The organism is Aeromonas sp. 2692-1, from assembly GCF_013085505.1.
GTDB classification, from domain to species: domain Bacteria; phylum Pseudomonadota; class Gammaproteobacteria; order Enterobacterales; family Aeromonadaceae; genus Aeromonas; species Aeromonas hydrophila.
Genome location: NZ_CP038513.1, coordinates 1,326,690 through 1,340,150 on the forward strand (window position 1 = coordinate 1,326,690; position 13,461 = coordinate 1,340,150).

Below are 13,461 nucleotides of genomic sequence, written 5' to 3' on the forward strand. Positions count from 1 at the left end.
TTTTCATTAGCTGTGCAATAGAAACATGTTTTGGCGATGGGCCTGGGTATCGGATGGCTCGCCAGCGCCGGCAGGGCGCCCTGTCGGCAAGGTGACGGGAGGAGGGAACAAGGGGGATGAGGGGCTCAGTGGTCGGCGGCGGAGGGGGCGATCTCGGCCAGCTGCTTGCCCAGTACCAGCCGCGGCGCCGGGTCTGTCTGCAGCGGGATATCCTGCAGCGGGGTGCCCTGCAGGTTGCGATGGATGATGTTGGCCGCCATCTGGCCGAGGGCCCGATAGCTGCTGATGGTGCCGACGGTGCAGCCGTGCTCGACATAGAGCTCGGCGCTGCAGATGGTGGGGATGCCCGCCTCGTTGAGGGCGGCCAGCAGTTCGGGGGCGATGGAGAGCAGGTAGCTGTCGGCGGCGAGAAACACGATGCTCTCTTTGGCGTCGTGCTGCAGCCGCTTGAGTTCGCTGGCCAGCCGCCGCTTGTCCGGCGCGATGCGCCAGGTGGTGAGCTCCCACTGGTAGCGACGGGCTTCGCGCAGCAGCAGCTCGCCGGTCAGCAGGGTGTTCTGCTCGCGCGGGTTGAACGGCAGCAACAGCCCCTTGTCGGCGGGCAGATAGCGGCGGGCGTTGGCGAGTTGCAGCGCCATCGGCACCATGTTGCTGGTGCCGGCCACCATCTGGTTTTCCGTCTTGTCGTCGGACAGGAAGCCGGCCCCGACGGGGTCGGATACTATGCTGAAAATCAACGGTTTGCGGTTGCCCACCAGGCTCTTGACCATGGCCGTGGCGGTGGTGCCGAAGCAGTAGATGTAGTCGTAGTCGGCGAGGGCGGGCAGCAGTTGCTGGCGCAGCAGGGTGGCCAGCGCGGTTCTGTCCTGATTGGCGTTGAAGGTGACGAAGGTGGGGTGATGACCGAGCCGGTTCAGCTCGTCGCGAAAGCCGCGTTCGGCATCGGTCTCGCCGCGCCACAGCACCATGGCGATGGTCAGCGCCTGGACGGGCAGGGCGCAGAGCAGACAGCAGCAGATGAGCAGGCGTAGCGGCATGATGATCTCCTCGTCGTGGTTCTGTTGAGCCTAGATCATGGGGAGCAGTGCACGTCGACGCGGATGCAAAAGAGCGCGCCGGCATCAGCCGGCGCGCACAGTGCAGAGGGACCCGACTTAGAAGTCGTAGCGGGCCGCCAGCTGGAAGTCATCCTTGACGTTGAGCTTGCCGCTCTCTTTGCTGTCGAGGTTGTTGATGCGGTACTCGCCGATGACGCGCAGGTTCTTGTTGAACTTGTACTGGGCGCCCAGGGTGTAGTAGTCGATGGAGTCATAGTCGGCCTTGCCGTCCTGCTCTACCTTCTGCTTGTTCCACAGCGCCATCAGGCCGAAGCCGTTCTCGAAGTTGTAGCCCAGCGCCCCTTCCCAGCCGGTGTGATCCTTGCCGGTGGCCAGGAAGTCGGTGCCGTCCGCATAGCTCAGGGCGGCGTAGACGGCCTTGTTGTCGTACTTGGCGGAGAGCAGCCACAGCTTGGCATCCTCTTCCCCGTTCTTGTCGCGGATCCCCACGTTGTAGGCGGTGCCCAGCGCCAGGTTGAACGGGAAGGTGTAGGCCACGGCGGCGCCGTAGGCGGCATCGCTGTCCTTGCTGGTGGTCTCTTCGGTGTCACCGCCGTCGAACTTGTAGCTGGTGTCTACCTGGAAGCCGTTGAACAGACCAGAGTACTTCAGCACGGAACCGGCACGGTTGGTGGCGAAGGTGTCGGTCTTGGCGCCCAACGCGTCGTTGCCGTAACCGTCGGAGAGGGACACGTCGGTCCAGTCAGCCAGGAAGCCCGGGGCCCCTTTCTGGCGACCGAAGGTGATGTTTCCCCAGTCGGCGCCAACACCGGCGAACGCCAGACGGGTACGCAGGTTGTCGGAGTTCTCGCTGATGGTCTTCTCGCTGTCGTTGATGTACATCTGCACTTCGTACTGGGCCAGCGCCTTCAGTTGGCTGTTGATCTGGCTGTCGACCTTGGCGCCGAAGCGGACGAACTGGTTGGCGCCCTGCTTGTCGCTGTACTCCTGAGTGCCGTTCGGATGGGTGCTGTCGACCCCTTCCTTCTTGTCACCGAAGAACTGGCCGGCGTAGATGCGGCCGTACAGATCCAGGGTGGTGGTGTCATTCTTGTAAACTTCAACGGCGTGAGCCTGGAAGGCCGCGGTGAGAGCCAGTGCCACTACAGTCAGCTTTTTCATCTTAATCCCTTGTGTTGCAAGCTTTGTTGTAAAAGACGGGGGCCATGCTAGGCAGGGGGGATGACAGCGGGGTGACACTCTCGTGAAGTGTCGGTGGCGGTTTGATGTCAAATTGGTGAAAGGGCCGTGTTTTGTGTGACGAACCGCCACTTTTGCGCGCAAAGGTTTGCCCTTGTGGTAGAATGCCGCCCGTTTTCGAGCTCCAAAGGTTGGATATGCGATGAGACGTGAACTGGCAATCGAGTTTTCCCGAGTGACGGAAGCGGCTGCACTGGCTGGCTACAAGTGGCTCGGACGTGGTGACAAGAATATCGCCGATGGGGCGGCCGTTGCGGCCATGCGCCATATCCTCAATCAGATCCAGATCGATGGTGAGATTGTGATCGGCGAGGGTGAAATTGACGAAGCCCCCATGCTCTACATCGGCGAGAAGGTGGGCACGGGTCTGGGCGACGCGGTGGACATCGCGGTCGATCCCATCGAGGGTACCCGCATGACCGCCATGGGTCAGGCCAATGCCCTGGCCGTGCTGGCCGTCGGCGACAAGGGCTCCTTCCTCAAGGCCCCCGACATGTACATGGAGAAGCTGATCGTGGGTCCCAAGGCCAAGGGTGCCATCGACCTCGATCAGGCCCTCGAGCTGAACCTCAAGGCCGTGGCCAAGGCGCTCGGCAAGCCGCTCTCCCGTCTGACCGTGATCACCCTGGCCAAGCCGCGTCACGACAAGGCGATCAAGGAGATGCAGGGGCTGGGTGTGCGGGTGTTCGCCATTCCTGACGGCGACGTGGCTGCCTCCATCCTCACCTGTCTGCCGGACAGCGAAGTGGACATGCTGTATGGCATCGGCGGCGCGCCGGAAGGGGTGATCTCGGCGGCGGTGATCCGTGCGCTGGACGGCGACATGCAGGCCCGCCTGGTGCCCCGTCACCAGGTCAAGGGCGACAGCCCGGAAGTGCGTGCGCTGGGCGAGCAGGAAATTGCCCGCTGCGAGGCGCTCGGCATCGACGTGAGCAAGGTGCTCAAGCTGGAAGACCTGGCCAAGAATGACAACGTCATCTTCTCGGCCACCGGCATCACCAAGGGTGATCTGCTGGACGGCATCACCAGCGATGGCGTCATGGCGACCACCGAGACCCTGCTGATCCGCGGCAAATCGCGGACCATCCGTCGCATCAAGTCGATTCACTTCCTGGATCGCAAAGATAGCGTGGTGCGGGACATCATCCTGTAAGCGGAATATCCGCGGGGCAACCCCCATGGTACCGCCTGAAAAGCCCGACACTGTCGGGCTTTTTGTTGCTGGTTGGCAAGGGCACTATTTCATGGCGGGGCCGGGATAACAGTGAAGAAAATCCTCGCCCTTTGCTAAACTGGTTCGCCCTGCCGAGGAAAGCATTACATGGAATGTCGTCAAGGTTGCGGTGCCTGCTGCATCGCTCTCAGTATCAGCAGTGCCATTCCCGGCATGCCCGACGGCAAACCGGCCGGCGTGCCCTGCGTGCAGCTCGATGCGCGGCTGGGCTGCAAGATCTTCGGCCAGCCCGAGCGCCCGGCGGTGTGTGGCGGTTTTCGTCCCATGCAGGACGTGTGCGGCTATCACCGGGAGGAGGCCATCTGGCTCATCGGTGAACTGGAGCGAATGACGTCCTGAGGCTGACCCTCTCCCTCGGGATGAGGGGGGCTGGTTCCCCCTCATCCCCGACCCTTCTCCCGCGAGGGGAGAAGGAAGAGCAGCCATTCGGAACAATCCCAATAAAAAGAGGCCGCAACTGCGGCCTCTTTTTATTTCGCGACGAACGGACGTCAGACGTCAGCCAGCTGCAATGCCTGGCGGTAGTACTCGTTGGCCTTGTTGGTGAGGCGGCGCTTGTCCATCACCTGGCCGAGAGCGTGGTAGACGGCGGCGTTCGGCGCTTTCGCGACCTCCTGCTCCAGCAGGCGCTGGGCATCGTCCAGCTGACCGGCCAGCAGGTAGACCTGGGCCAGCGCCGCGTCGACGCCAGGCTGATCCTGGATCTTCTGCAGCAGGGTCAGCATCGGCTGGTAGCTGTCGAGTTTGAGCTTGGGCAGACGGGCCAGCAGCTGGGGTGAGACCTGCTTGCGCAGTGCATCCAGCCACAGCTCGGCGGCCTCATTGTCGGCCCCCAGCTGGCGCAGGCGATCGCCATAGGCGGCCAGCAGATCCGGATCCTGGCGCAGCTTGCGCGGCAGCTCCTGCCAGATCGGGCGCAGGGTCTCGAGGGCGCCGCTGGCAGCGTCGAGGCGACCACGCCAGGCCTGCTGCAGCAGATCCTCTTCCTGTTTGGGGGTCAGCTTGCCCACCTTGTGCAGCACCGGGATGAGGTCGATGAGGGCAGCCCAGTCCTCGCGGGCCAGGTGCACCTGGCGCAACTGGTCCAGCACCATGGGGTGGCGCGGGTTGAGGGCGTATACGGATTCCAGCATGGCCAGCGCGGTGTCGTACTGGCCCTGCTCGATCTGCAGTTGGGTCTGGGTCAGGGTCAGCGCCAGCTCGGCCTTGGGGTTCTCCTCCTGCGCCTTTTGCAGGTATTGGTCCCGGCGCACGTCATCGCCACGGGCCTGGGCCGCCTTGGCGGCGCTCAGGTAGTTGAGCAGCGGGGTGTCGCTGTTGCTGGCGCCCTTGAGCATCAGCTTCTCGGCCTGGCTGTAGTGCCCCTCGGCCATGGCCAGGGTGGCGGCCACTGTCTGCTGGTTGGCCTTGCGGCGCCGGCGCGAGCCGTACCAGCCCAGGGTCTTGCGGCGCAGGCCGAATACCCGGCCCAGCAGCCACTCGACGATGAGCAGGGCACCGTAGAACAGCACCGCCAGGATCACCGCACTGGTGACCGAGGATTCAACCGTGTAGTTGCCCAGCGAGATCAGCACATAGCCCTTGTTGCCGGAGGCCTGCGGGCCGAAGATGAGGCCGGCCACCATGGCGGCCACCAGTACAATCAGACGAATCATGGTGCCCTCCTCAGTTGCTGGCCAGAATGCGCTGCAGGCGCTCGGTCAGCACCTCTTCCAGCATGGCCTGGGTCTTGAAGCGATCCGGATAGTTGAACTGGATCTGCTCCCCCTTGAGCTTGTCCAGCTCGGACTGCATGTAGTGGGTGGCGCTGTTGTCGGTGTCAAAATACTGGGTCAGCCAGCGCTGGGCCTTGTCCAGGCTGTCGTCATAGAGGGCCTGCTGCTCGCGGTAGACGGCGAGCTGGGCCTGCAGCAGCTTGGTCTTGAGGTTCTCGCGCAGGAAGATCTCCTGCTGCGGGGAGAGCAGGGCCTCCACCGCGCCGTCGCGGCGGCGGATGGTGATGAAGTTCTCGGTGAACTTGACCCAGTTCTTCTTGAGATTGCTCTCCCACTCGTCCGGGTTGGTGCTGACGGCCTGATCGGGCTCGCTCTTGGCTTGCGGCATGCTGACGGTGGAGAGCGGCAGCAGCTCGATCTGATCGGAGAGGGCGGCCAGCTTCAGGGTCAGCCCTTCGCGGTCGATGCGCGGCATCCCCTTGAGCTGGGTGATGTCTTCGGCCAGCGCCTTGCGGATGGGCATCAGGCTGGGATCGTTGAGCGCCTTGATGCGCTCGTCGGCATTGCCGAGCAGTGTGATGGCGGAGACGAGGTCGTGTTCCAGCCACAGCTTGCGACCGGCCATCCGCACCAGGTATTCGGATTCGGCCAGCATCCAGTCGTTGGGGCGCTTGTCGTTGAGATCCAGCACCCGGGTCTGCAACCCCTTGAGCTCGTCCTGCAGCAGTTGCTGCTGCTTGCCGAGGGCGGCCAGCTGCTCGCCATCCTTGCTGTTGCTCTGGTCAAGCTTGTTCATGGCCTCGGCCAGTTGCAGCTTGAGCTGGTTCAGCTCGCCCTGCTGGGCCACGGCACTCTTGTGGCCGTGCAGATAGAGGCCGCCGGTCAGGCCGAGGGCCAGCAGGATGGCGATGCCGCCGACCACAGCACCCGAGCTGCTCTTCTTGTTGTTGACCTTCTGGCCGGGTTGCTTGTTGTCGGCCACGGAGGCCGCGGCACTCGGCTGGACTTCTTGCTGTTCAGTCATTCCATCTTCCTCAGTTCCAGAGCGGCCGTCAGGGCCTGGTTGGATGCACCCTGGGCAATCGTGATATGGGTAAAGCCCGCTGCCGCGGCCATTTCGGCCACCCGCGGGCTGGGCACCACCAGCAGGCGGTCGCGCAGCCAGGGCAGCTGTTGGTCCGGGACCAGTTCCAGCAGCCGTTGCAGCAGTTCACCGCTGGTGACGAGCAGGCTGTCGAGCCCGGCCGCCTGCCAGTGGCGGGTCAATGCGTCCCCGTCCAGTGCGGGGTAGTGGCGCTCATAGGCCGCACAATAGTGCACCAGTGCGCCGCGTGAGGCCAGCGTCCGGGCGATGAGATCCCGGCCGCCATTGCCGCGCAGGATCAGCACCTGCTTGCCGTTCACCTGTTGCAGGCCGGGCAGGGCCAGCAGCCCTTCGCTGCGCGGATCGTCCGGGCTCAAGGCCTGGATGCCCACCTCAGCGAAGGCATCCGCGCTGGCCTGGCCGACCGCAAAGTAGTCAATATTTGGCCAGGTCTGACCAGTTTGCAACAGAAAATGATGAGTGAAATGAACCGCATGCACGCTGACGGCGATGACGATGTCGGCCTGGGGCAGCAGTTCGGGCAGGCGGTGCAGTTCGCTGCCCGCCACGGTTTCCAGCAGCGGGCAGCAGAGCGGTGCGTGGCCGTGCTGGCGCAGCAGCGCCGCCAGCTCGGCGGCCTGGGCGGCCGGACGCACCACCAGCGGGATCATGCCCGGTAGACCTCGGCCAGGATGACATCGGCACCATCGGCCAGCAGACGCTGGGCCAGGGTGTGACCGAGGGCCTCGCCGTCGGCCAGCGGACCGCGGATCTCGTCGCGAATGACACGGCTGCCATCCGGGCTGCCCACCAGGCCGCGCAGCCACACTTCTTCCCCCTGCACCAGAGCGTAGGCCCCGATGGGGACCTGACAGCCCCCTTGCAGGGCGCGGTTCATGGCACGCTCGGTCAGCACCCGGATCCGGGTCTCGGGGTGTTCGAGCGGGGCCAGCAGGGCGTGCAGCTCGTGATCGTCGAGGCGGCATTCGATGCCGACCGCGCCTTGACCGTTGGCGGGCAGGCTCTGCTCCGGCTCGATGAAGGCGGTGATGCGGTGTGCCATCTCCAGCCGTTTCAGGCCGGCGGCGGCGAGGATGATGGCGTCGTATTCACCGGCGTCCAGCTTGGCGAGACGGGTGTTGACATTGCCGCGCAGGTCGCGGATCACCAGATCCGGGCGTGCCGCGCGCAGCTGGCACTGACGACGCAGGCTGGAGGTGCCGACCACGGCCCCCTGCGGCAGCTCATCAATCTGGCCGAAGCGGTTGGAAACAAAGGCATCGCGCGGATCTTCGCGCTCGCAGATGGTGTGCAGACCGAGCCCCTCGGGGAACTCCACCGGCACGTCTTTCATGGAGTGCACGGCGATGTCGGCCCGTCCCTCCAGCATGGCGGTTTCCAGCTCCTTGACGAACAACCCCTTGCCGCCCACCTTGGCGAGAGGGGTATCCAGGATCTTGTCACCCTGAGTGCTCATGGGCACCAGCTCGACCTGCAACTCGGGGTACAGGGCTTCCAGCCGGTCTTTGACGAAGTTGGCCTGCCACAGGGCCAAGGGGCTCTTGCGAGTGGCAATTTTCAGGGTTCGGGCTGCCATATCAATCAGTTGTTTCATCTTTAGAAGGAAAACGATCTTACCACCCTTTGCAGGGGCTTTCATGGCGCAGCCCGCAAAAGCGGGCTCAAGCTCAAAAACGGCCGCTGAAAATGATTTTTATTAAGTCTGGCTTGCCGGTTAATTTATTGAAATTACAGATTTTTATTGCTTTCCAATGATACTGTTTAGTGACTTGTCATAAATAATCCGGCGATTGTGTGCGGGCTTGTTTACCACCGCTGTTTGCATTGTTAACATGATCACACTTTTTTGACGTCTCCCCGTTTTGGTGCGTCATTTCTTACCTCGGTATAGGCAGGGCATTGCTGGTAAAACTCGACACGCTGGTGGCGCGCTACGACGAACTCAATCGTCTCAAGACGCAACGGGCGCTAGGTCTCATGAGTCGCTACGGGCAGCAGGTTTTTCAGCTGCTACCCGTCATGCTGCACTTCAATCACCCCCTGTTGCCCGGTTATGTGGCGGGGGATGTGCCGCACGGCATCTGGAGTTTTACCGCCAATGACGCCCAGCAGGCCTTCATCGAGGACCTGTGCCAGAACGCCAACTGCCTGAACGGCCTCACCACCCATGACAAGTCGATCCAGGGGCTCTACTCCATGGGCAGCACCTCGTCCATCGGTCAGTGCTGTCACTCGGATCTCGATATCTGGGTCTGCCACGTGGCCGGTTTGTCGCAGGAGCGGCTCGAGCTGCTGGATCTCAAGTGCCAGCAACTCTCCAAGTGGGCCGAGCAGCGGGGGGTCGATCTCAACTTCTTCCTGATCCCCGAGGACAAGTTCCGCCAGCGCAACGATGCCCAGATGCAGGGTGAGAGCTGCGGCAGCGCCCAGCACCTGCTGCTGCTGGACGAGTTCTACCGCAGCGCCATGCTGATCGCCGGCAAGCGGTTGCTCTGGTATCTGGTGCCCAGCGAGTATGACGACCACTACGACGACTACGTCAACGGCCTGTTCGCCCACGGCAAGCTGAGCCAGGATGACTGGCTCGATCTCGGTGGCTTCAACCGCATTCCGGCCGAGGAGTACTTCGGCTCCGCCCTCTGGCAGCTCTACAAGGGCATCGACTCCCCCTACAAGGCGGTGCTCAAGTCGGTGTTGATGGAGGCCTACTCCCACGAGTATCCCAACACCCGTCTGCTGTCGGTGACCAGCCGCGACTGGTTCCAGCACAACGAGGGGATGCACTACCGGCTCGACAACTACTGCCTGATGCTGGACAAGGTGACCAACTACCTCAAGTCCATCGGCGACATGCAGCGGCTCGATCTGGTGCGCCGCTGCTTCTATCTGAAGGTGTGTGACGGCCTCAGCCACCCGAAGGAGGAGCACTCCCCGGCCTGGCGCCGCGAGCAGATGACCCAGCTGGTCTCCTACTGGGGCTGGAGTCAGGAGCGGTTGCACCATCTGGATCACCGCCAGGAGTGGAAGGTCGAGGACGTCAAGGTGGCTCACGCCGAGTTGCTGGAAGCCCTGATGCAGAGCTACCGCAACCTGATCCAGTTCGCCCGGCGCAACAACATCAGCGAGTCCATCAACCCGGAAGACATCGGCATCCTGTCGCGCAAGCTCTATGCCGCATTCGAGAGCCTGCCGGGCAAGGTGCAGCGCATCAACCTCAAGATTGCGCCGGACTTGAGCGAGCCGGATCTCAGCTTCGTGCAGGTGCCGCACGGCCGCTTGAACCGCGCCGGCTGGTATCTCTACAAACATTCGCTGGAGCCGGCAGACATCATCGGTCGGGCGCCGCTCGAATATAACGGCTACATCAGCAAGCTGGTGTCGTGGGCCTACTTCAACGGCCTGCTGACGCCCCAGTCCCGAGTGCACCTGTTCAACCAGGGCTCGGATCTGCACATCGACAACCTGCACCAGTTCTGTCGCGATCTGTCCGGCACCTTCCCGGTCAAGTATCCCCGCGCCACCAACCTGGCCCTCAGCCGGCCGTGCGAAATTCGCCAGCTCTCCATCTTCCTCAACCTGGAGACGGACCCGACCAGTCACTGGGTGGGCCAGGTGATCGAATTCGACGCCAACGCCGCCGACGTCTTCTCGTTCGGCCGCAACCAGGAGTGCCTGGTGGGCTCGGTGGACCTGGTCTATCGCAACTCCTGGAGCGAGATCCGTACCCTGCACTTCCAGGGGGACGAGGCGGTGGTGGATGCTCTCACCACCATCCTCGGCAAGATGCATCAGGATGCTGCCGCCCCCGAGATGATCGAGGTGTTCTGTTACAGCCAGCACTTCCGCTCTCTGGTGCGAACCCGCTTCCAGCAGCTGGTGGCCGAGTGCATCGAGCTGCGTCTGGCCCGCGACAAGCAGCAGCTGGTTAAGACGCTGGCGCTCGGCCGCGAGAAGTACGGCATCTTCTTCGAGCGGCGCGGGGTGTCGGTCAAGAAGCTGGAGAACGCGGTCGACTTCTATCGCCACATCTCCCACAACAAGCTGGATCACCTGCCGCTGCGGCTCGACAAGACCCACAGCCAGCATCTGCCCGGCATTGTCGATGCCTACGCCAGCGAGGGGCTGGTGCAGTTCTTCTTCGATACCCGGGATGCGGGCACCAACATCTATATCCTGGACGAGGCGAACCGGGTGGAGATCTACCAGCATTTCGCCGGCAACAAGGATGAGCTGGTGCAGGGGGTGAACCGCTTCTATACCTCCAGCCACGAGCGCTTCAGCGACGCGGGCCAGTTCAGCAACTTCAACCTGCCCCAGTACTACGAGATAGTGCAGATCAATGGCGAGCTGGAAGTGATCCCCTACCGCAGCCAGGGTCAGCTGCGCGACGCTGGTCAGGGGCGCGAGCTCGGCTCCGCCGCAGGCGCGGGGTAGGGCAGGGGCCGGTCCGGCGTGCGCGCAAGCGCCCTGGTCTCGGCCCCCTGCTGCACAGGATCATCGCTCATATCGAATGAAAACGGCCTGCATCTGCAGGCCGTTTGGCTATCCGTGGTTGGCTCAGCCCGCGAGGCGAGCCAGCAGCCACTGACGGATGTCGTCGAGCTGCGGGCGGCAGATCTCGTGGCGCATCGGGTACTCGTGCCACACGGGGGAGAGCCCGGCCGCCTCCAGCCGGTTCTTGGCGTCCCAGCCCATGGAGAGGCTCACCACGTCGTCATAGATGCCGTGCATGTAGCAGATGGGCAGGCTGCGGGCAGCATCGCTCATCTCGCCGAGCAGAGTGTCGGGCGCCGCCAGGTAGGTGGACATGCAGAGCAGGCCCGCCAGTCGCTGCGGCAGGCGCAGGGCGGTGAAGGAGGCAATCACGCCCCCCTGGGAGAAGCCGGCCAGCACGATGCGCTCGGGGGCGAAGCCCTCGGCTACCAGCTGCTCGATCAGCGCGGCGATGCGGGCCGCGGACTCCCTGACGTGGGACTCTACGGCGCGATCCGCCGGGTTGTCGAAGCTCTTGATGTCGTACCAGCCGCGCATCTTGTAGCCCATGTTGATGGTGATGGCGCGCTCCGGCGCATCGGGCAGCAGATGACGCACCGGCAGGTCGGCGGGCAGCGCCAGCGCATCCACCAGCGGGGCGAGACCGGCGCCGGAATCCCCCAGCCCGTGCAGCCAGATCACCGCGTGACGGGCGCCTTCAGGATGCAGATCAATCATGGCGGGCTGCACCATCATGGGAACTGGACGGGTTCGCCCGCCTGGGTGGTGCAGGCCTTGCTCAGCAGCGTCTTGAGCTCGTGACCGAAGCGGTTGTCGATCCAGCTTTCCCCTTGCAGCTCGAAGTGGAAGCCGTTCTCGCGGGTGGCGACCCAGATCTGGTGCAGGGGCTCCTGCTTGTTGATGATGACCTTGGTCTTGTTCTCGAACGACAGGGTCAAGACCCCGCCGGCACGTTCACAGTCAATATCCGGATATCCTGCGTCGACGGTGTCCTCCACATATTGGAAAAAGGCGTCGGTCAGGGCGTGATACTCGTGATCCTTCATCGGTTTATCCTGTTGCTTTTAACAATGTGAGTGCGATTATAGAGGGCCAAAAATTTTTTCGCAGCGAACCATTATGATTACCCAGCTTACCAAGTGTCTGCTTGCCACTCTTCTGTCTCTTGGTTTGGCCGCGTGTGGCCTGACGGGACCGCTCTACATGCCGCCCCCCGAGCAGCCCCAGACCCAGAGTACACCGCAAGCACAGACGCCTGCGACCGCCGAGGCTGCCCCAGAGGCCGCGCCGCAATAATTTAGGAAGGAACCGCCCCCTTGGATCACTTTAACTACGACGCCGACGGCCAGCTTCAGGCCGAACACACCTCGCTGCAACAACTTGCCGAGCAGTACGGCACCCCGCTGTACGTCTACTCCCGCGCCACCCTTGAACGCCACTGGCACGCCTTCGACAAGGCGGCGGGCGACATCCCCCATCTCATCTGTTATGCGGTCAAGGCCAACTCCAACCTGGCACTGCTCAACCTGCTGGCGCGCCTTGGCTCAGGCTTTGACATCGTCTCTGGCGGCGAGCTGTCGCGGGTGCTGGCGGCGGGCGGCGATCCGGCCAAGGTGGTCTTCTCCGGGGTGGCCAAGAGCGAGGCCGAGATGCGCCTCGCGCTGGATAAAGAGATCCTCTGTTTCAACCTGGAGTCGGAAGCCGAGCTGGAGCGTCTGAACCGGGTGGCGGGCGGCATGGGCAAGAAGGCCCGGGTATCGGTGCGGGTCAACCCGGACATCGACGCCGGTACCCATCCCTATATCTCCACCGGCCTCAAGCAGAACAAGTTCGGCATTCCCATCGAGCAGGCGCCTGCCATCTACCGCAAGGCGGCGGCCATGGCCAACATCGAGATCGTCGGAGTGGATTGCCATATCGGCTCGCAGCTCACTGAACTTAATCCCTTCATGGAGGCAGCCGACAAGCTGCTGCGGCTGATCGACGGCCTGGCGGCAGAAGGCATCCACATTCACCACCTGGACGTGGGTGGTGGCCTGGGGGTCAACTACGGCGCCGAGCAGCCGCCCCACCCGAGCGAATATGCCGAGGCGCTCAAGCAGAAGCTGGCGGGCCGGGATCTGACCCTGTTGTTCGAACCGGGCCGCGCCATCGTCGCCAACGCCGGCGTGCTGCTGACCCGGGTGGAGTACCTCAAGCCGGGCGAGACCCGCAACTTCGCGTTGATCGACGCCGGCATGAACGATCTGCTGCGTCCCTCGCTCTACGGCGCCTGGATGAACATCATCGAGGTGGACAGCCGCACGGCCCACGAGCCGGCGCTGTACGACGTGGTGGGCCCGGTCTGCGAGACCGGTGACTTCCTCGGCAAGGAGCGCACCCTGGCGATCGCCGAGGGCTCCCTGCTGGCGGTGCGTTCCGCCGGTGCCTACGGCTTTACCATGTCCTCCAACTACAACACCCGTCCCCGCGCCGCCGAAGTGCTGGTGGATGGCGCGCAGTCGTTCCTCATCAGAGAGCGCGAGCAGTTGGCCGATCTCTGGCGCGGTGAGCATTTACTGCCCTGATTGTTAATGGATTTCTCTAAGCGTTCCTCCAGGTGAGAGCGTGAACAAG

Annotated in this window: 13 protein-coding genes; 5 read left to right on the forward strand and 8 right to left on the reverse strand. The window is 63.3% G+C overall.

Annotated elements, in window-relative coordinates; all coding sequences use genetic code 11:
- Positions 1-125: 125 nt before the first annotated feature.
- Together E5E97_RS06510 and E5E97_RS06515 are read right to left on the reverse strand one after the other, a co-directional pair.
- Complete coding sequence (locus tag E5E97_RS06510; protein WP_118882033.1) at positions 126-1,037, reverse strand: ABC transporter substrate-binding protein; 912 nt, start codon at positions 1,035-1,037, stop codon at positions 126-128.
- A 117-nt stretch (positions 1,038-1,154) separates the two neighbouring features.
- Positions 1,155-2,219: a porin gene (locus tag E5E97_RS06515; RefSeq protein WP_016349239.1), complete on the reverse strand. Its 1,065-nt coding sequence runs from the start codon at positions 2,217-2,219 to the stop codon at positions 1,155-1,157.
- 220 nt (positions 2,220-2,439) lie between these two features.
- Between E5E97_RS06515 and glpX the strand changes: the two genes are divergently transcribed.
- Together glpX and E5E97_RS06525 are read left to right on the forward strand one after the other, a co-directional pair.
- Complete coding sequence (gene glpX, locus E5E97_RS06520; RefSeq protein WP_016349240.1) at positions 2,440-3,450, forward strand: class II fructose-bisphosphatase; 1,011 nt, start codon at positions 2,440-2,442, stop codon at positions 3,448-3,450.
- A 168-nt stretch (positions 3,451-3,618) separates the two neighbouring features.
- Positions 3,619-3,870: a YkgJ family cysteine cluster protein gene (locus E5E97_RS06525; protein ID WP_118882032.1), complete on the forward strand. Its 252-nt coding sequence runs from the start codon at positions 3,619-3,621 to the stop codon at positions 3,868-3,870.
- A 152-nt stretch (positions 3,871-4,022) separates the two neighbouring features.
- Here E5E97_RS06525 and E5E97_RS06530 read toward each other — a convergent pair whose 3' ends face one another.
- From E5E97_RS06530 to hemC, 4 genes are read right to left on the reverse strand one after another with little or no spacing between them, the layout of a single operon-like run.
- The gene (locus E5E97_RS06530) at positions 4,023-5,186 is read right to left on the reverse strand and encodes a heme biosynthesis HemY N-terminal domain-containing protein (RefSeq protein ID WP_011704439.1); all 1,164 of its coding nucleotides are present in this window, start codon (positions 5,184-5,186) and stop codon (positions 4,023-4,025) included.
- A 10-nt stretch (positions 5,187-5,196) separates the two neighbouring features.
- On the reverse strand, positions 5,197-6,270 hold the full coding sequence (locus E5E97_RS06535; protein WP_118882031.1) for a uroporphyrinogen-III C-methyltransferase: 1,074 nt from the start codon (positions 6,268-6,270) through the stop codon (positions 5,197-5,199).
- Positions 6,267-7,001 carry a uroporphyrinogen-III synthase gene (locus tag E5E97_RS06540; RefSeq protein WP_043125657.1) on the reverse strand — a complete coding sequence of 245 codons (735 nt, stop codon included), beginning with the start codon at positions 6,999-7,001 and terminating at the stop codon, positions 6,267-6,269. Before E5E97_RS06540 ends, E5E97_RS06535 begins: the two co-directional genes overlap by 4 nt.
- A complete protein-coding gene (gene hemC, locus E5E97_RS06545; protein ID WP_016349245.1) occupies positions 6,998-7,927 on the reverse strand; it encodes a hydroxymethylbilane synthase in 930 nt (309 codons plus the stop codon). The genes E5E97_RS06540 and hemC overlap by 4 nt, the downstream gene beginning before the upstream one ends.
- 323 nt (positions 7,928-8,250) lie before the next feature.
- Between hemC and E5E97_RS06550 the strand changes: the two genes are divergently transcribed.
- Positions 8,251-10,785 (forward strand): class I adenylate cyclase, encoded by a 2,535-nt coding sequence (locus tag E5E97_RS06550; protein WP_171280007.1) that lies wholly within the window; start codon positions 8,251-8,253, stop codon positions 10,783-10,785.
- A gap of 123 nt (positions 10,786-10,908) precedes the next feature.
- Here the strand turns inward: E5E97_RS06550 and E5E97_RS06555 are convergent, their stop codons facing one another.
- A complete protein-coding gene (locus tag E5E97_RS06555) occupies positions 10,909-11,562 on the reverse strand; it encodes an alpha/beta hydrolase (RefSeq protein WP_171280008.1) in 654 nt (217 codons plus the stop codon).
- 14 nt (positions 11,563-11,576) lie between these two features.
- Entirely contained in the window at positions 11,577-11,891 is a 315-nt protein-coding gene (gene cyaY, locus E5E97_RS06560; protein WP_011704445.1) for an iron donor protein CyaY, read from the reverse strand.
- A gap of 73 nt (positions 11,892-11,964) precedes the next feature.
- Between cyaY and E5E97_RS06565 the strand changes: the two genes are divergently transcribed.
- On the forward strand, positions 11,965-12,141 hold the full coding sequence (locus E5E97_RS06565; protein ID WP_017408874.1) for a lipoprotein: 177 nt from the start codon (positions 11,965-11,967) through the stop codon (positions 12,139-12,141).
- Between the two features lie 20 nt (positions 12,142-12,161).
- Positions 12,162-13,412: a diaminopimelate decarboxylase gene (gene lysA, locus E5E97_RS06570; protein WP_016349249.1), complete on the forward strand. Its 1,251-nt coding sequence runs from the start codon at positions 12,162-12,164 to the stop codon at positions 13,410-13,412.
- Positions 13,413-13,461 lie beyond the last annotated feature (49 nt).